Annotated in this window: 16 protein-coding genes and 1 tRNA gene; 9 read left to right on the top strand and 8 right to left on the bottom strand. The window is 55.5% G+C overall.

The features are described 5' to 3' along the window. Positions 1-191: 191 nt before the first annotated feature. The gene (gene nadA, locus KZO34_RS02250; protein WP_219472916.1) at positions 192-1,253 is read left to right on the top strand and encodes a quinolinate synthase NadA; all 1,062 of its coding nucleotides are present in this window, start codon (positions 192-194) and stop codon (positions 1,251-1,253) included. A 17-nt stretch (positions 1,254-1,270) separates the two neighbouring features. Here nadA and KZO34_RS02245 read toward each other — a convergent pair whose 3' ends face one another. Next, a complete protein-coding gene (locus KZO34_RS02245; protein ID WP_257900144.1) occupies positions 1,271-2,782 on the bottom strand; it encodes a M48 family metalloprotease in 1,512 nt (503 codons plus the stop codon). A 131-nt stretch (positions 2,783-2,913) separates the two neighbouring features. Here KZO34_RS02245 and KZO34_RS02240 point away from each other — a divergent pair, with 131 nt between their 5' ends. Together KZO34_RS02240 and KZO34_RS02235 are read left to right on the top strand one after the other, a co-directional pair. After that, positions 2,914-3,141 carry a sulfurtransferase TusA family protein gene (locus tag KZO34_RS02240; protein ID WP_219472913.1) on the top strand — a complete coding sequence of 76 codons (228 nt, stop codon included), beginning with the start codon at positions 2,914-2,916 and terminating at the stop codon, positions 3,139-3,141. A gap of 16 nt (positions 3,142-3,157) precedes the next feature. Then, a complete protein-coding gene (locus KZO34_RS02235; protein ID WP_219472912.1) occupies positions 3,158-4,237 on the top strand; it encodes an AI-2E family transporter in 1,080 nt (359 codons plus the stop codon). Between the two features lie 7 nt (positions 4,238-4,244). On the opposite strand, the gene KZO34_RS02230 is transcribed toward KZO34_RS02235, so the two are convergent. Continuing rightward, positions 4,245-4,712 carry a peroxiredoxin gene (locus tag KZO34_RS02230; RefSeq protein WP_219472909.1) on the bottom strand — a complete coding sequence of 156 codons (468 nt, stop codon included), beginning with the start codon at positions 4,710-4,712 and terminating at the stop codon, positions 4,245-4,247. Between the two features lie 74 nt (positions 4,713-4,786). On the opposite strand from KZO34_RS02230, the gene dapA reads away from it, so the two are divergent. From dapA to KZO34_RS02200, 6 genes are all read left to right on the top strand, one after another. After that, positions 4,787-5,665 carry a 4-hydroxy-tetrahydrodipicolinate synthase gene (gene dapA, locus KZO34_RS02225; RefSeq protein ID WP_219472907.1) on the top strand — a complete coding sequence of 293 codons (879 nt, stop codon included), beginning with the start codon at positions 4,787-4,789 and terminating at the stop codon, positions 5,663-5,665. 35 nt (positions 5,666-5,700) lie between these two features. Next, positions 5,701-6,798, top strand: coding sequence for an outer membrane protein assembly factor BamC (gene bamC / locus KZO34_RS02220; RefSeq protein ID WP_219472905.1), 1,098 nt, complete (start codon positions 5,701-5,703; stop codon positions 6,796-6,798). Positions 6,799-6,843: 45 nt separating this feature from the next. Beyond that, positions 6,844-7,557 carry a phosphoribosylaminoimidazolesuccinocarboxamide synthase gene (gene purC, locus KZO34_RS02215; RefSeq protein WP_219472903.1) on the top strand — a complete coding sequence of 238 codons (714 nt, stop codon included), beginning with the start codon at positions 6,844-6,846 and terminating at the stop codon, positions 7,555-7,557. Between the two features lie 31 nt (positions 7,558-7,588). Next, the gene (locus KZO34_RS02210) at positions 7,589-8,332 is read left to right on the top strand and encodes a TIGR04219 family outer membrane beta-barrel protein (RefSeq protein WP_219472896.1); all 744 of its coding nucleotides are present in this window, start codon (positions 7,589-7,591) and stop codon (positions 8,330-8,332) included. 12 nt (positions 8,333-8,344) lie between these two features. Next, positions 8,345-9,352, top strand: a complete 1,008-nt coding sequence (locus KZO34_RS02205; RefSeq protein WP_219472894.1) for an NAD-dependent epimerase — start codon at positions 8,345-8,347, stop codon at positions 9,350-9,352. Positions 9,353-9,469: 117 nt separating this feature from the next. Continuing rightward, complete coding sequence (locus KZO34_RS02200; protein ID WP_219472892.1) at positions 9,470-10,102, top strand: GNAT family N-acetyltransferase; 633 nt, start codon at positions 9,470-9,472, stop codon at positions 10,100-10,102. 34 nt (positions 10,103-10,136) lie between these two features. Here KZO34_RS02200 and KZO34_RS02195 read toward each other — a convergent pair whose 3' ends face one another. From KZO34_RS02195 to KZO34_RS02170, 6 genes are all read right to left on the bottom strand, one after another. After that, complete coding sequence (locus tag KZO34_RS02195) at positions 10,137-10,958, bottom strand: RluA family pseudouridine synthase (RefSeq protein WP_219472890.1); 822 nt, start codon at positions 10,956-10,958, stop codon at positions 10,137-10,139. 108 nt (positions 10,959-11,066) lie between these two features. Next, a complete protein-coding gene (locus KZO34_RS02190; RefSeq protein WP_219472888.1) occupies positions 11,067-11,930 on the bottom strand; it encodes a cupin-like domain-containing protein in 864 nt (287 codons plus the stop codon). Positions 11,931-12,174: 244 nt separating this feature from the next. Beyond that, positions 12,175-12,251, bottom strand: a tRNA-Val gene (locus tag KZO34_RS02185). Between the two features lie 55 nt (positions 12,252-12,306). Continuing rightward, positions 12,307-13,257 (bottom strand): DMT family transporter, encoded by a 951-nt coding sequence (locus tag KZO34_RS02180; RefSeq protein WP_219472886.1) that lies wholly within the window; start codon positions 13,255-13,257, stop codon positions 12,307-12,309. A gap of 157 nt (positions 13,258-13,414) precedes the next feature. Then, positions 13,415-14,503, bottom strand: a complete 1,089-nt coding sequence (locus KZO34_RS02175) for a hypothetical protein (RefSeq protein ID WP_219472884.1) — start codon at positions 14,501-14,503, stop codon at positions 13,415-13,417. Between the two features lie 125 nt (positions 14,504-14,628). After that, positions 14,629-15,702, bottom strand: coding sequence for a hypothetical protein (locus KZO34_RS02170; protein ID WP_219472883.1), 1,074 nt, complete (start codon positions 15,700-15,702; stop codon positions 14,629-14,631). Between the last annotated feature and the right edge of the window lie 16 nt (positions 15,703-15,718).

The following is a 15,718-nucleotide window of genomic DNA, read 5'->3' as shown; positions in this document are numbered from 1 at the left end:
ATTGCAGGAGCCCGCAAGGGTTGTTGCGAAAAAGAGCCTACGGGCTCTTTTTTTTTGCGTATACGTTCTTACCTAGTCAGAGAGGGCACCGAGATCCCGCCCAGTATTCTGTTACAGCCTGGTGTCAGAATCACGAAAAAAGGGGTTGAGGTGATATACTTCCAGGGACCACGCAACACAGAGATGCAGTAATGACACGAGCTGAAGATCGAATTCTTGTTCAGGAACACCTCGCCCACGCTGCGGAACCGAAACCGTTGAGCGCTGACGAGAAGGCTGATCTGGAGGCCCGCATCAAGTCGGCCCTCGAGGCCAAGGATGCGGTACTGGTGGCTCATTACTACACCGATCCGGATCTTCAGCGTCTGGCGGAGGAGACTGGTGGGTGTGTCGCAGATTCCCTGGAAATGGCGCGGTTCGGCAACCAGCATCCGGCATCCACCGTCGTGGTGGCGGGCGTCCGTTTCATGGGTGAGACCGCCAAGATTCTCAATCCGGAGAAAAGGGTGCTGATGCCGACTCTGGAGGCGACCTGTTCCCTCGATGTAGGCTGTCCGGCGGACGAGTTTGGGGAATACTGCGACCAGCATCCAGACCGGACTGTTGTGGTCTATGCAAATACGTCGGCAGCCGTAAAGGCAAGAGCAGATTGGGTGGTCACCTCCAGTTGTGCCCAGGCCATCGTTGAGGATCTCGACGCTCGCGGCGAAAAAATTCTCTGGGCGCCTGACAAACACCTTGGGAATTATGTCCAGAAGACCACTGGTGCTGACATGCTGTTGTGGGACGGCTCCTGTATCGTCCATGAAGAATTCAAGTACCGTGGTCTTGAGGATCTGAAGGCCCTTTATCCCGATGCCGCGGTACTGGTCCACCCGGAATCTCCGGACGCAGTGGTGGAGATGGCAGATGTGGTGGGGTCAACGTCCCAGCTGATCCATGCGGTACAGACCTTGCCGAATGAGCAGTTTATCGTGGCAACGGATAACGGTATTTTTTACAAGATGCAGCAGCTTGCGCCCAATAAGACGCTGCTTGAGGCGCCTACGGCTGGCAATGGTGCAACCTGTCGAAGCTGCGCTCATTGTCCCTGGATGGCCATGAACGGTCTGGAAAACCTGCTTCACGTTCTGGAGCACGGGGATCAGGAGGTGGAGGTGGATGACGCTTTGCGTGAGCGCGCGCTAAAGCCTCTGCGGCGGATGCTGGATTTTACTGCGAACATGAACCTGAAGGCAGCCGGCAACGCCTGAGTTGCCGGGCAGGCACCTCAGCTGTTGCGCCTGGCGTTCAGGCGACTGGTGATTTCAGCCAGTCGTTCGGTAACAACCTGGCGCTGGGGTGATCCTGCGGGCAGTTTTTCCTGGGCCTGCCTGAGCTGTCGTTGCGCCGACTCGAGATCTCCCATCAGCGCATCGTATTCGGCACGGGCGCGATGCACGCCAACAATGTTCCGTGCCATGCCTTCCGCTTCGGCCAGCCGAAGCCAGAGGTGTTCCTGGGCAGGAAGCTGCCGGGTCAGCTGCTTAAGGTACTCTGCGGCAGCCGCGCCATTGCCGTCGGCAATCTCCGCTTCTGCGAGCTTGTAGGTAATGGGGTAATTCCCCGGGTTTCTCGTCAGGGCTTCCCGAAGAATGCTGCGGGCCTCCTGAACCTGTTTCTGGCCGATCAGGACATCTGCGAGAGTAACCTGAAAGGTAATCCGACCGGGATTCTGGTCCAGGAGGTCTCTGAGTACAGCCTCGGCTTTGTCTGGCTGATTATTCGCCTGGTAGGCCACCGCGAGGCCGTATCGAATGGCATCGTGTCTCTGGGCCTTGTTTCCGTCCAGGTATGCTTCGAACGTTTCCACTGCGACATCCGCCGAGGCCGCGTAGTGGACTTGAAGGCGGTTGCGGATGAGGTGGTATTCCTGGCCATCCCTGACGTTTCTGTCCGGGTACTGTTCGGCCCGGTTCCGGGTATCCGCCACGCGGCTCTGGGTGAGCGGGTGGGTCGATAAGTACTCGGGCATCTGGTTACCCTGGAGGCGGTTCTGGCGCATCATGATCTCGAACATTTCGGGCATGCCCCGCGGGTCCATGCCTGCTGTTGCGAGAATATCCAGGCCCACCCGATCGGCTTCCTGTTCGTGAGCCCGGCTGTATGCCAGCATATTCTGGACCGCCAGAGCCTGGGTTCCCGCGATCGCGGCAATGCCAAGATCTGACTGGGTAACGGCTGACAGAATGATGCCGGCGAGCATGCCCGCCATGGTCAAGGGGGCACTGGTTTCCTGCTGTTCAAGGCGGCGGGCAAAGTGCCGCTGGCTGAGGTGGGCAAGCTCGTGGGCCAATACCGAGGAGAACTGCTGTTCGGTGGCGGCGTTGAGGAACAGTCCGCCATTGACGCCGACAATGCCGCCCGGAACAGCAAAGGCGTTGATGTCCGGGCTGTCAATGAGGGCCAGGGTCAGGTTCCGGTCCTGGAGTGGGGCAGACGGCACCAGACGATAGATAATTGCGGTGAGGTAATCGTAGACCAGGGGGTCGGTGATCCGGGGTGCCGACCGACGGATTGACACCATCACTTGCTGGCCGATTTCAGATTCCTGTTGCCCGGAAATGAGGCCGCCGCCGTTACCGCCAATGTTCGGCAATTTTGTTTCCTGAGCGTGAAGCGGTGTCAGGACAGCCCAAAGACACGCGGTCAGCGCGCCTGCTTTTGCGGTGCGGGACAGTCGGGCGAAACGGGATTGGAAGCGAGTCATGTAACGCAGGGTGCCTTTCGTTCTAAGTGCCATTATGACAACAGCTTACGATAAAAAGTTCTGATCTTTCGATTAAAATCTATTGTGATGCAATACATTATCACTGTCGGCATAATGCCTGCCTGTTAATTCGCCTTACTGTTTCGCGATGGTGTTTCTTTTCTATGGTAGATCGTACTCTGGACGCCTCCGGCCTTCGCTGCCCGATGCCCTTGCTTAAAACGAAGCTGGAACTCAATGGAATGGCTCCTGGCGAGGAGCTTGAAGTCATTGCCACCGATTCCGGTTCGGCCCGCGATATTCCGGCTTTCATAGAACTATCCAGTCATCAGTTGATGAGTTCGTCGGAGGCCGGTGGCCAATACCGGTTTGTGATAAAGTGCGGCGGCTAACGTTTCGGAGTCATTGATGATCAGGATATTACGCGGTCTTGCCCACAAATACTTTTCAGATGAAGAGGCGGTCATCCTATTTCTGATCCTCGTGATTGGAACTGTGTTGGTCATTTGGTTTGGTTCCATGTTGGCGCCGGTCATCGCCTCTCTGATCATCGCCTTCATCCTTCAGGGGCTGGTTACCAAGCTCGTCAAGCTGGGTGTCCCGGAGATGGTTGCCATCATTGGCGTGTTCCTGGTGTTTTTGGGAGTGCTTGTCGGGGTTATTTTCGGCTTGCTGCCACTGATTTGGACGCAGGTCAGCAACCTTGCGGGTGAGACACCGCGAATCATCCGGGAGATGCAGTCTTACCTCGAACTGCTTCCTGAGGAGTATCCTCAGTTGATTTCCGCGGAAGCGGTAAACACGCTTTATCAGCAGGTTTCTACGGAAGTAGGGCACATGACCCAGTGGTTGGTCTCGTTCTCGATATCGAGTATTCCCGACTTGGTGGCACTGCTGATTTATGTGGTCCTGGTGCCCATACTCGTGTTTTTCTTCCTGAAAGACCGGGAGGTGCTGTTAGGTGCGATCGGCCGACTGCTTCCATCGCAACGCCCGATGATGTTGAAAATCTGGCACGAAGTGAATCTCCAGTGCGCCAATTACGTGCGCGGCAAGTCTGTCGAGATCCTGATTGTCGGTGGCGCGACCTACGTTGCGTTCAAGTTTCTCGGCATGCCTTATGCTGCGCTCCTGTCACTCCTGGTCGGACTCAGCGTTGTTATCCCCTACATTGGCGCCGCTGTGGTAACGATTCCAGTTGCCATGATCGGCTTGTTTGCCTTTGGCTGGGGCAGTCACTTTATCTGGGTGATGGTGGTGTACGGTATTATCCAGGCTCTCGACGGCAACGTACTGGTGCCCGTTCTGTTTTCCGAAGTGAACAACCTGCACCCCGTGGCCATTATTGTTGCTGTACTGTTTTTTGGCGGCATCTGGGGATTGTGGGGGGTGTTCTTTGCCATACCGCTGGCGACACTCCTTAAAGCAGTGTTTGCAGCGTGGCCGGTGAAAGACCACGCGGCTCCACCGGCTGCTGAACAATCCTGATCGGATGTCAGAGTGCTTCGGTGGCTTCGAGGACTTCGCTAACGTGGCCTTTGACCTTAACGCCGCGCCAGGCTTTTCGAAGCACGCCCTTGGCGTCGATCAGGAAAGTGCTGCGTTCGATACCGAGATATTCTTTGCCGTATAGTTTTTTCGGTTTGATGACATCAAACAGCTTGCAGAGTGTCTCGTCCTTGTCTGAAATCAGGTGGAACGGAAACTCGTGCTTCGCCCGAAAATTTTCATGGGCTTTCAGGCCGTCTCTGGAGACGCCGAAGATTTCGGTATCGAGTTCGGCGAACTCTTTCATGCGGTCACGGAAGTCCTGACCTTCGGTCGTGCAGCCTGGCGTGTTGTCTTTCGGGTAGAAATAGATGACCACGTTTTTCCCGCGGAGATCTGCCAGACGTATGGTCTGATCGCCAGTGGCTGAAGCCTCGAAGTCGGGCACGGGTTGGTCCAGTTCAACAGATGGCATGACAACTCCTTTAATTCCCTTGTGTCAGTTCGTGCCCAACATTACCATATCGGTTTTATTCGGACGGAGCTTTTATGATTACGGGTAGCCTTGTCGCACTGGTCACGCCCATGGATCCAAACGGTGAAATTCACTGGGAGGAACTGGATCGGCTGGTGGACTTCCATATCGAAAACGGCACCCATGGCATCGTTGCTGTGGGCACTACAGGTGAGTCCGCAACCCTGGATCCGAAAGAGCATTGTCAGGTGATTGGCCATATCATAAAACGCGTAGCTGGCCGCATTCCCGTGATTGCGGGCACTGGCGGTAACAGTACCCGCGAGGCCATCGAACTGACGACCGAAGCTCACAAACTTGGCGCCGATGCCTGCCTGCTGGTTGTTCCGTACTACAACAAACCCACTCAGGAAGGTTTGTACCAGCACTTCAAGACCATTGCCGAAGCGGTACCTGGCATGAGCCAGATGCTCTACAACGTTCCGGGCCGGACTGCCTGTGACATGTTGAACGAAACCGTCCTGCGACTTGCCGATACGCCGAATATCGTTGCCATCAAAGACGCAACCGGCAATATTCCCCGCGGCGCCGAACTGATTGAAGCGCTGAATGGTCGCCTGGCTGTCTACTCTGGTGACGATGCAACCGCAGCCGAGCTGATGTTGGCGGGGGCCAAGGGCAATGTCTCGGTGACGGCCAACGTGGCTCCGAAAGGTATGTCTCAACTGTGTGAGGCCGCCATTGCTGGCAATCGGGAAGAGACCGAACGTCTGAACGAACTGCTGATGCCCCTGAACCGGAAACTGTTCCTCGAGGCAAACCCGATACCCGTAAAATGGGCGCTGCACCGCATGGGGATGATCAGCGAAGGCATACGTCTGCCGTTGACCCCATTGAGTGAAAAGTTCCACGAGGAAGTGGAAGATGCGCTGAAAGCCTCAGGTGTGCTCTGAGTTTATTGAAACTGTGTCTGACCCGGAGTAACCCGATGCCGGTTCTTCAAGGAACCCGTAGTACCCTGTTGTCCTCTCCCAAGGCCCTCGCATCCGGACTGCTGTTGATGACAGCACTGTCCGGCTGCAGCTTTGTAGAAGATCGATCCGAACGTTACGTTTCTGCTGAAGAGGGGAAACCTCTTGAGCTTCCGGCCAGTGCCGAGAAGTCCCGATTCAGTCAGGTGATGCCGATCCGTGATGTCACCGTCGCTGATGCCAGCAAACTTTACCCGTCCGATATTCCCAATCCGCCAGACATGACGTCTGAGATTCTTGAAGAGAACTACGTCATTGAAGAGCTCGACGGTCGTGTCTGGTTGCTGGTCAACGACGTACCTGGCCGGATCTGGCCAGCTGCTAACGCATACATGGCTGACCGTGGGCTGGGCGTCGATTACGACAGCCCCCAGCTTGGGCTTTTGCAGAGCGAGTTGCTCAACTTCAGCAGGCGAGCCCGTCAACTGGCCGAACTCCCCAATCAGGCGGGTGTCGATGAGCCCAGAGTGGTTCTGCAGGTGCGTATGGCGCCGGGTGTCCGTCGAAAAACCACGGAGATACAGGTCCGCAAGCTGACCGTTGAGGGTCAGCCAGAGGAGTTGGTGCCGTGGTCCGGGGTCAGCAATCCTTCTCCTGAGGCCCTGGAGCTTCAGAAACGTTTGCTGACCGACATGGGCGACTTTCTCAAGGCGAGAGAAGAGAACAAGTCGTTTTCCCGTGCGGCATCCGGCATGGTCAGTGATCCCCTTGTCAAACTTGTGTCGGAGGACGATCAGGCTATCGCTATCCGCATGAGCCTTGATTACGGTCGTTCCTGGGCCGAGGTCAGTCGCGCCTTGACTGAAGCGAGTGTGGCTGTGGTCGACCTGAACCGGAGTGAAGGCTGGTTTTACGTGGATTTCCGCACCGACGATGAACGTGACTCGGGCTGGTTCAACTGGTTCAGCGACGAGGAAAAGCCGGAACATACCCATACGGTTACCCTGGCAGAGCGTGATGACGACATTGTCATTACGACAGAGCGTCTGGCCAGTTATGACGGCGAGCTAAGCGCGCCGGACCTGCTGACACAACTGTTTGACTATCTATACTGATTGAGTGGGTGGTTGTCTTACCCGAGCCCACTTCGGAGACCTTTAATGGAAAAGCGTGAAGAGCTATACGCCGGCAAGGCGAAGTCCGTCTACAAGACTGACGATCCAGATCGTTTCGTGCTCGTGTTCCGTGACGACACCTCTGCCTTTGATGGCGAGAAAAAGGAGCAGCTGAATCGTAAGGGCATGGTGAACAACAAATTCAATGCGTTCATCATGGACAAGCTGGAAGCCGCAGGCGTTCCGACCCATTTCGAGGGCCTGCTGTCCGCGACGGAATCTGTAGTCAAGAAACTCGACATGATTCCGGTTGAATGCGTGGTTCGTAACATCTCTGCTGGCAGCCTGTGCCGTCGTCTGGGCGTGGAGGAGGGGCAGGAACTGACACCATCCACCTATGAACTCTTTCTCAAGAATGACGCACTGCATGACCCGATGGTGAACGAGTCGCTGGCGGTGAGTTTCGGGTGGGCATCGGCCGGGGAGCTCGAGCGCATGAAGGAGCTTACCTACAAGGTGAATGACGTCCTCAAGGCTCTGTTCGACGAAGCGGGAATGCTACTCGTGGATTACAAGCTGGAATTCGGTCGGAGTAATGGTGACATCGTGCTGGGCGACGAGTTCAGCCCTGACGGCTGTCGTATCTGGGACAAGGAGACCCGGAAGAAAATGGACAAGGATCGTTTTCGCCAGGGACTGGGTGACGTAATTGAAACCTACGAGGAAGTCGGACGCCGTCTGGGCATTCAGTTCGACTGATCCTGACACACAATAATTGATAAGGTGTTTTATGCGTAAATTGATGGTTGCCGCCTGCGGTTCTCTTCTGTTGTCAGCACCGTTGGCTCAGGCTGACGTTGTGGGGCTTGGCGCAAACGTCAGTTACTGGGATTCCGATCTCTCCGGTCAGGCTTCCAACAAGGGCGATGTGGTTGATGTCGAGAATGATCTCAATCTCGACAGCGATACGAACGCCAATACTTCTGTTTATTTCGAACATCCTGTCCCGGTCCTGCCTAACGTTCGCCTGAACTATACTCTGGTTGAACAGAGTGGTCGGGGACGTCTCTCTGGCGATTTTGACGGCATTCCGTTCGTGGTAGGTGGTACCGATGTGCGTTCAGATCTTGATCTCGAACAACTGGACCTGACCTTGTATTACGAAGTGCTGGACAATTGGGTAAATCTTGACCTTGGCCTGACAGCGCGGGACCTTTCCGGTGAGCTGACTGTTCAGGAAATTGGCGGCGGCCAGTCCGTCAGTCAAACCAAGGTAGACGCGGTACTGCCCATGGGCTATGTGGCTGCACGTTTTGACTTGCCGTTGACCGGTGTTTCTGTCGGTGCAGAAGGAAACTTCGTCAGCTACAGCGGCGACTCCCTGCATGACTTCAACGCGTATGGCCAGCTTGAGATTGCGGTGCTTCAGCTGAGGGCGGGCTATCGTCAGATGTCTATTGATTATGAAGACGATGACGAAAGCCTGGACGTGGAAATCGACGGACCGTTCGTCAGCGCGGGCGTCGTGTTCTAAGGAGAAGGAATCTTGAAGATTCTCGTTACGGGAACCGCCGGATTTATCGGCTCACATCTTGCCCATCGCCTGCTTGATCGTGGTGATGAGGTCATTGGTGTTGATAACGTCAACGACTACTACGATGTGAGCCTGAAAGAGGCGCGGCTTGAGCGACTTACCTGCAAACCCGGTTTTACCGAGGTGCGCGAGGACGTTGCCGACCGGAACGCCATGGAGGCACTGTTCGCCGAATACAAGCCGGAACGGGTCGTACACCTTGCGGCCCAGGCCGGTGTCCGGTATTCCCTCGAGAATCCTCATGCCTATGTTGACGCCAATCTTGTAGGGTTTATGAATATCCTGGAAGGGTGTCGTCACAATAATGTTAAACACCTGGTCTACGCCTCCAGCAGCTCGGTTTACGGTGCCAACGAATCCATGCCGTTTTCCGTGCACGACAACGTGGACCACCCCCTGAGCCTTTATGCGGCCTCCAAAAAAGCCAATGAGTTGATGGCCCACACCTATAGCCATCTGTATAACCTGCCCACCACGGGTCTGCGTTTCTTTACTGTCTATGGGCCCTGGGGTCGGCCAGATATGGCGTTGTTTATTTTCACCAGGAAGATCCTTGCCGGTGAACCGATCGACGTCTTTAATCACGGCCATCACCGGCGCGATTTCACCTACATCGATGACATCGTGGAAGGGGTGATTCGTACCCTTGATCATGTTGCAGAACCCAATCCGGAATGGACAGGCGAGAAACCCGATCCGGGCACGGGCAAGGGCCCCTATCGGATCTACAACATCGGCAGCAACAACCCGGTGGAGCTTTCTCGGTTCATTGAGATCATCGAAGAGCGGGTCGGGAAAAAAGCCGAGAAAAACCTGCTACCTTTGCAGCCTGGAGATGTTCCCGCCACCTACGCCAATGTCGACGATCTGATCGCAGACGTGGGCTACAAGCCTGCTACCCCTGTTGAAGAGGGGATTGCCAACTTTGTGGACTGGTATCGGGATTTCTATCGCGTCTAGCGGAATATCTGGGCCAGTTTAAGGAAATCGCCAACCAAGATTTGAAGCGCTCCATATTCCGGCTAATATTTGAGGAGTTCGGTTCGATAATAATAGACCTCAGGGGATGATCGGTCATTGAAGACTCTACGGCGTTGGTTGCGCCCCCTCAAACGGTGGTTTAACCGCAATTTTCGAATCGATGCGGGTATCTTCCTGTCCAAACCCATCGAGCAAGATGATCCTCTCAGTCAAGACGGCTCCGTTGAAGTGGCTGACATGACCGACGTGACAGACCTACGGCCGGATCTCCCGTTTTCCAGAGAAGAGTTTGATAGGCGAGTCCAGGAGGGTCACAAGTTCTTTGAACTTTTTGTTGATCGGGAGCCCGTCTCGTACAACTGGGTCGCCTGTACCGGAGCAAATATTGGCGTGTTGCACGATTTGAGGTTAGAAGTCCCAGAAAACGCTTTGTATCTCTGGGACGGCGCCACCGTGCCGGGTCATCGGGGCAAGGGTTTTCTGTCCGTGATGATTAATGGAATTCTTCAGGACCAGCGTCAAAACACAAGGATTGCCTGGACGGCTGTTGCCGTCAGTAATAAATCTTCACGGCGCGCTCTGGCAAAAGCAGGTTTCGAGCCAATGTTTACCTATGTCAGTGTCCAGCTCTTTGGTCGCACCTTGTTGAGTTTCGTGATCAAGGAGGGGAGGCTGGCGAAAGCACAGCCCGAGTTTGATCGATTGGCGCGCGAGCCCGTGTCCGTTTGATGGAACAAAAGGGCCGGCAATTTGCCGGCCCTTTCTATTCGGTGTTGGTGAGGCTGTTCAAACGCTCCGGCAGACAGATCTGAACTCTCTGTCGGGTCAGGGGGCAGTCAAATTCAAGGCGATAAGCCAATAGCTGCAAAGGCACCCGGGCGGTCTGACCATAGAGTCGGTCACCGACAATGGGATGACCTATGCCGGCAAGGTGCTTTCGAATCTGGTGCTTTCGGCCCGTTTCGATGTTGACGCCCAGGAGACTGGTCTCGTTGTCTTCTTCAACCCGTATTGTGGTTATCCGGCTGATGGCGTTCTTGCCGTCGATCATGGCGTCAACTCGGCGATCGTCTGTATTCAACAGACCGCGGACTCTGGCCTGGTAGTCCTTGGTGATGGTTCGGCCGGTAAAACACTGTGACAAGGCGCCTGCGGCCTTCGGGTCGTGAGCAATCAGCATCAGACCGGCCGCGTCGGCATCAAGCCGATGTATCAGAAAGCAGTCTCGCCTTAGCCCTGTCTCCGCTGTGCGCAGCAGGCTACAGTGGTCACCCCATTGAGATCCTTGGGCCAGCATGCCGTGTGGTTTGAACCAGACTGAATACCTTCCCCGATCTTCGAGGCATTCCGCTTTTTCCGGTTTGCGCCCCAGCACGGTATCGTCGTAGAACAGTTGCAGTCGTGTCCCGGCCCGGAGTTCTCGCTTGGCTTTGCGCAATCTTACCTGTTTGCCTTTGTGTGTCCACCAGCAGGCGCCCTTGTTCATGGCGTCTTTGATGCGTTGTTTCGGAAGGCCGGAGGCTTCGCTGAGCGCGTCAACGGCAATTGCAGTGTGTTCCAGGGTAAGGTCGATGGACGTTCGCATAGGTGGTGGTGTCAGAAAGTGTCTTGGTGGGAAGAGCATAATTAACTGGTCATGGCGTGGCAACAGAGCCGGTAGGCTCCCGAAGGGCCATCGGAGCTGAGGGTTAAGCTAGTAGGTCAGGGGCTTGAAGCTCTTATGGCGGGGCTGATTACCCCCCAATGCGTAAAGCAGGCTTTCATAGAACGCGACAACGGCACACTTGATCGCTGTCGGGGCAAATTGGAAACCTGGCAGCTTGGTGTCAAAAAGAATGGATCTTCTGAGCGCATCCACTCGGGGTGCAACGAAGGACAGGCTGATGGTCAAGGACAGGTCACTGCTCCTCGTCTCCGTGCAGTGTGGGCTGGTTGAAGGCATGTAAACGCCAATGCCTGGTTCAAGATCCAGTATCAATGCTTTTTCGTCAAACGATGGATGGTAATTGAGGGAAGGCGGATTACACTCTCCACCAAAAAATTCGTGCAGACTTTGTTTAGGCACCAGCGCCGGATCGTTTGGGCTGAAAGCCAAAAAGTGCTTGTTGCCCCGAAGTTGCAGCAGAAGGTTACTGCCATAATCCAGGTGGTAGGGTGTAGATGCTCTACCGCGGCTGATGAAAAGCGAGCCCGTGCACAGCGTCACTTTGCCATAGGCTGGCGGCAAGGTTTTTTTCAACGCTGCCGCCATTTCCCGGAATACATGGCTTAGTATCGGGGTGTTTTCGATTTCATGAAGTGCAACCCAGACATCACTGTCGGGGTCTTCCAGCAGTTTTAATAACTCCGACCTTGGAATATTGTTGGTATAAACCCGTTCGTGACGTTTCTGTGTCGGGGGCTTCGCTTTGATGCTTTCCCCAGGAATAGTTTCGAGGATCCTGGCAATGCCGGTGGCTGAAAAGCAGGGATCATGGTGACAGTCATGTGTGACCCGCATTGGCTCTTTCCCGAGCTCACCCAAGGGCATTGAGTCAGAGTTATCAAAATTGATCATATCAGTCACCTGCTGCGCAATTTGGGCAATTGCAGAACAGAATTCTGAGGTTTCGGTGGCTACAAAGCGGCCCCTGGCACAATCAATATCGGTGTCTTACTGACAAGGATAATTTATCGCCGAAAATTGGCTACGCGGGTTTAAGAATCATTTGAAATGCATTGGACCTTTTGATTGTCCGTGATTCTAAGCTGGCAAGCGATGGAGCAAGTTACCGGGAAGGTGGCTGCAGGTATGTGAAGATTGGTAGGACCACCCAGATTCGAACTGGGGACCTCTACCATGTCAAGGTAGCGCTCTAACCAACTGAGCTATGGTCCTATGTCCTGCAACGGGGACGCAATATACTTATTCTCCGGATTCCGGTCAACCACTTTTATGCGGTTTTCTGATTCTTCAACCAGGTCTTTATGGCCTTGCTAACCGCACCCCAGCGGTTGACCATCAGTGCCGTGAAAATCAGGGCGCACCCGCCGAGCTGCACGCCACTCATGCTTTCGCCGAACCAGCCTGCGGCGAAGAGGGCCACCCAGACGGGCTCAAGAACCAGAATGACTACGCCGTGACTGTGGGCAGAGAGGCTTTGGGCATAGGTCTGCAACAGAAAACGCCCAGCCGTCCCGATTAGAGCGCTTGCCAGAACCCACATCAGCATTACAGGGGAGAGCGTTGCAAAGGTTTCCTGCCAGGGCTCCAGGATCAGGGATTCCACCAGCGTGACGAGGCCCACAGTCAACAACGCCAGAGCCGTCAGTGGCAATGCCGGGACCCGGTGCTTCTGGATGGTTTCGCCCCGGCGATTGATGACAGTCCGCTGATTGGCGGCCCGGGTATTCAGGGTGAAGTACAGCGCAAAAATGAAGGCAGCGCAGACAAAGAAGATTTGCCCAGGGTCCGGGTTAAAGCCGTTTTTCAGCGAGAGCAAAGCGAGACCTGCGACTGCAATGGGAATGGCCAGCCAGGTACTCGCGGGTTGTTTTTCCTTGAAGGCGAGGCGGGCGATGATGGGCACGATCACAACGCCCAGGCTGATCAGGAACGCTCCCTCTCCCATGCTCTTGGCGTGAAACAGACCCATGACCCAGCAACTCATGGCAATGCCAAATACCAGACCCACCCCGACGCTGCGACGTATCTGATCGCCACTTAGGCGTGACAGAGGGCGCCAGGCGGCAAGGGCGAGAACGGTGCCGGCAATCAGAAAGCGCGCCGCCATGAAGAGAAGGGGAGGCATCAGCAGGATCGCTTCCTTGGAAAACATCCAGCTAATGGCGGCCATAAGTGTGACGGCAACCAGAAGGGCGTCTGATTTTTGAGCGTCGGACATGGGATACCCGTTTGAGCGTCGATCAGGGATAGAGAGACGGAAAACGGGGTAATGTATAGTTTGCGAACTAAAAAGGAAAGGTGCGCCGAGTCCTATGACTACGGTGGGCTCATCCATGAGCCCACTTTTTTATCGTTAAATCAACGGATCCTTCCGGTTAGTTGTTGAGCGTGGTGTAGACCAATGTCGACATATCTGTCTGGTCAGACCCTGGCACTTCAATGTAGGTGTCGCCCGATCCCCACCACTGCCACCAGGCGCGCTGATTGTAGGCCCGACTGGCAAAGTCCACCCTGAGACCGTTCAGGGTGGTGTTGTTCACCACTGGCACCGACGTGTTGCCGGTTTCGGATCCCAGCACACCGCTGTGGGTAACGCCTTCGTTCATAAGTACCGGGAAATGATTGAACCAGAGGTCATCAGGCCCATTTTGGCTCGTTACCTTGCCGGCCAGGCTGATGCTGTTGGAACAGGAGTCGATGCCGTCTGCGGTCGTCGAACCACAGGCCGAGTGGGTCGGCACTACGCCATCGTCGGTCCCCGAGATGAAGGGCTTTGTTATCCCGCCGTAGGATGAGCCGCCCGCGACAAACCGAAGCCTGGGAATGGAATTCGGACTGACGGCGAGATTTCGCGCGGTATTGGTCTGCAGGTCGTTCACCACCCCCAGCTTTCCAGGCTGCGGTTCAATTCCGGTAAAAGCCTGTACGGCAGCCTTCAAAGGCCAGTTATACCAGCTGTCGTTATAGGCAATGCTGATAGCGAGGTCGGCGAGTTCTGTACCGCCTCCGGCGCCTGAGTAGTCAATGGCCGCCAGAATTTTTAGGGGAGGCAGCCCCTCTGACTGGAGCCAGCGCGCCTGATTTTCTAGCAGGTAACGGGTTAGCAGATCGCCCGTGGAGTGAGAGACAATAATGCAGTAGTTGTTGCATAGGCCCTGCTGGCTGATCTGGCGGATCTGCTGATAGGCCTGTTGGGCAATGTCACCCTCGATCCTACCATCGCTCCCCCAGTCCACCCGTGCGTCAGAGCGGGCCAGCCAGAACGTACGCCAGTAGTCTTCACCGGCAGTTTTTACGGCCTGAAAGTTCTCCGGTGGATTGGCCAGATCCTCTTGCTGGAAGCCATGAACGAGTATCACGTTATGGCCAGCCAACTGGGCCTGGGCGGTGCCGGCATAGAGGCTGCCGGTGATTGCGACCGCCACCGCGGCCTTGCAGGCACTTCCGATCATCGTTGTTGTCATGATTGCTCCGTCCTTGCTGAATTATTGTTGTAACAAGACGATTACCCGTCGACCTCAGGAACTGAGGGCGGTTCCGACGGTACAGCCCGGCGTCAGCCGGTCAGGGAGCCTGAGCGGCCCCGCTATCAGAACTTGTCGGCCAACTGCCTGAGCAGGGCCGCCCGTTGCTCTGATTCAGGATCGGCCGCCGGTGCGTCCCTCAGGTCCCGGAGATCCGGCGGCGAAAATGCATAGCCATCTTCTGGCCCGAAAGCATAATTGGTTCGTTCCCCCGGTTTGGCAGGCAACTGGCGAATTTGAAGGTTCCGGATCTCGAGTTCCCCCTCTATGTCGCGATTTGCCAGCACGGTTCCATGGGCTTTGAGTGCGATGGTGTCGGCCCCAATGTCCAGGCGCTGCTCTGACTGAAGTTGGGCGATCGGGGTTTGTCCGGCGTAGAGTTGGGCTGAGAGGGCGTAAAAGCCGGGCTGTTCCGGTGAGAAATGGACGGGGATAACCAGATTGTTATCGTTCAGATAAGTATCCCCCAAACCCTCGAATTCTCCCAAGTAAGGTTCGATCGTCAGGGTTGAAACATGCCTGACTGGCTTGCCATCCACTTGGGCTTCGACTATGAGCCGGTATTCACCGGGTTCCTCGTCAGACTCAAGGGAGCCCTCGTAATAGCCTGGACTGTCAGACGTTTTTAGGCGGGTTGATGCAACCGCTTTGCGCGCCAGCGGTTCTTCCAGTGTTGCCTGGAGGGTGTCGCCAACAACTTGGGGCCCCTGGATTGATGCAACGACGAGTATGGATTCGCCTTTGGTGAACCGGTACCTCTCCAGAGTGACAGTAAAATGACCATCACTGCCAAGAGGGAGGTTAACCGGATGAAATCGATTACCGCGATAGCCCTCAGCCTGGGCGGGGCTCAGGGGAATGGACCATGAGGGATAGCGGGCGTTCTGTGTGTACTGGTCAGCAACTTTAGTGAGCATGAAACCAAGCGCATTGTCACTGGGTTGCTGAGGCGCCAAGGCAGCAGTCTCGGGTGGGCGCTTCGCGTTGGTCTGCCTGGTGGGGCTGCCATCCCCGAAGCTGCCTCCGGATCCGGTGTTCAGCCACTGAAACGTTGCGGGGTTATTGGCGGATAGAAAGTGGACTGCGCCAACCACGCAGGACGTCACAGCCATCACCAGAACGAGCGCCTTGCCGGGCATCCGTGGGTTCCTTTTT

The sequence above is a fragment of the Marinobacter sp. F4206 genome (assembly GCF_019392195.1).
Lineage (GTDB): Bacteria > Pseudomonadota > Gammaproteobacteria > Pseudomonadales > Oleiphilaceae > Marinobacter.
Note: the sequence above shows the minus strand (reverse complement) of the source record. Positions and strands in the feature narration are given on the sequence as shown.

Bases quoted from the DNA above. Each gene is read 5' to 3' on its own strand.
- dapA (WP_219472907.1), top strand. From the start codon at position 4,787: ATGATTACGGGTAGCCTTGTCGCACTGGTCACGCCCATGGATCCAAAC.
- KZO34_RS02195 (WP_219472890.1), bottom strand. From the start codon at position 10,958: ATGCGAACGTCCATCGACCTTACCCTGGAACACACTGCAATTGCCGTT.
- KZO34_RS02245 (WP_257900144.1), bottom strand. From the start codon at position 2,782: ATGGCACTTAGAACGAAAGGCACCCTGCGTTACATGACTCGCTTCCAA.
- KZO34_RS02175 (WP_219472884.1), bottom strand. From the start codon at position 14,503: ATGACAACAACGATGATCGGAAGTGCCTGCAAGGCCGCGGTGGCGGTC.
- KZO34_RS02230 (WP_219472909.1), bottom strand. From the start codon at position 4,712: ATGCCATCTGTTGAACTGGACCAACCCGTGCCCGACTTCGAGGCTTCA.
- KZO34_RS02190 (WP_219472888.1), bottom strand. From the start codon at position 11,930: ATGATCAATTTTGATAACTCTGACTCAATGCCCTTGGGTGAGCTCGGG.
- KZO34_RS02210 (WP_219472896.1), top strand. From the start codon at position 7,589: ATGCGTAAATTGATGGTTGCCGCCTGCGGTTCTCTTCTGTTGTCAGCA.
- bamC (WP_219472905.1), top strand. From the start codon at position 5,701: ATGCCGGTTCTTCAAGGAACCCGTAGTACCCTGTTGTCCTCTCCCAAG.
- KZO34_RS02180 (WP_219472886.1), bottom strand. From the start codon at position 13,257: ATGTCCGACGCTCAAAAATCAGACGCCCTTCTGGTTGCCGTCACACTT.
- KZO34_RS02170 (WP_219472883.1), bottom strand. From the start codon at position 15,702: ATGCCCGGCAAGGCGCTCGTTCTGGTGATGGCTGTGACGTCCTGCGTG.
- nadA (WP_219472916.1), top strand. From the start codon at position 192: ATGACACGAGCTGAAGATCGAATTCTTGTTCAGGAACACCTCGCCCAC.
- KZO34_RS02235 (WP_219472912.1), top strand. From the start codon at position 3,158: ATGATCAGGATATTACGCGGTCTTGCCCACAAATACTTTTCAGATGAA.
- purC (WP_219472903.1), top strand. From the start codon at position 6,844: ATGGAAAAGCGTGAAGAGCTATACGCCGGCAAGGCGAAGTCCGTCTAC.
- KZO34_RS02240 (WP_219472913.1), top strand. From the start codon at position 2,914: ATGGTAGATCGTACTCTGGACGCCTCCGGCCTTCGCTGCCCGATGCCC.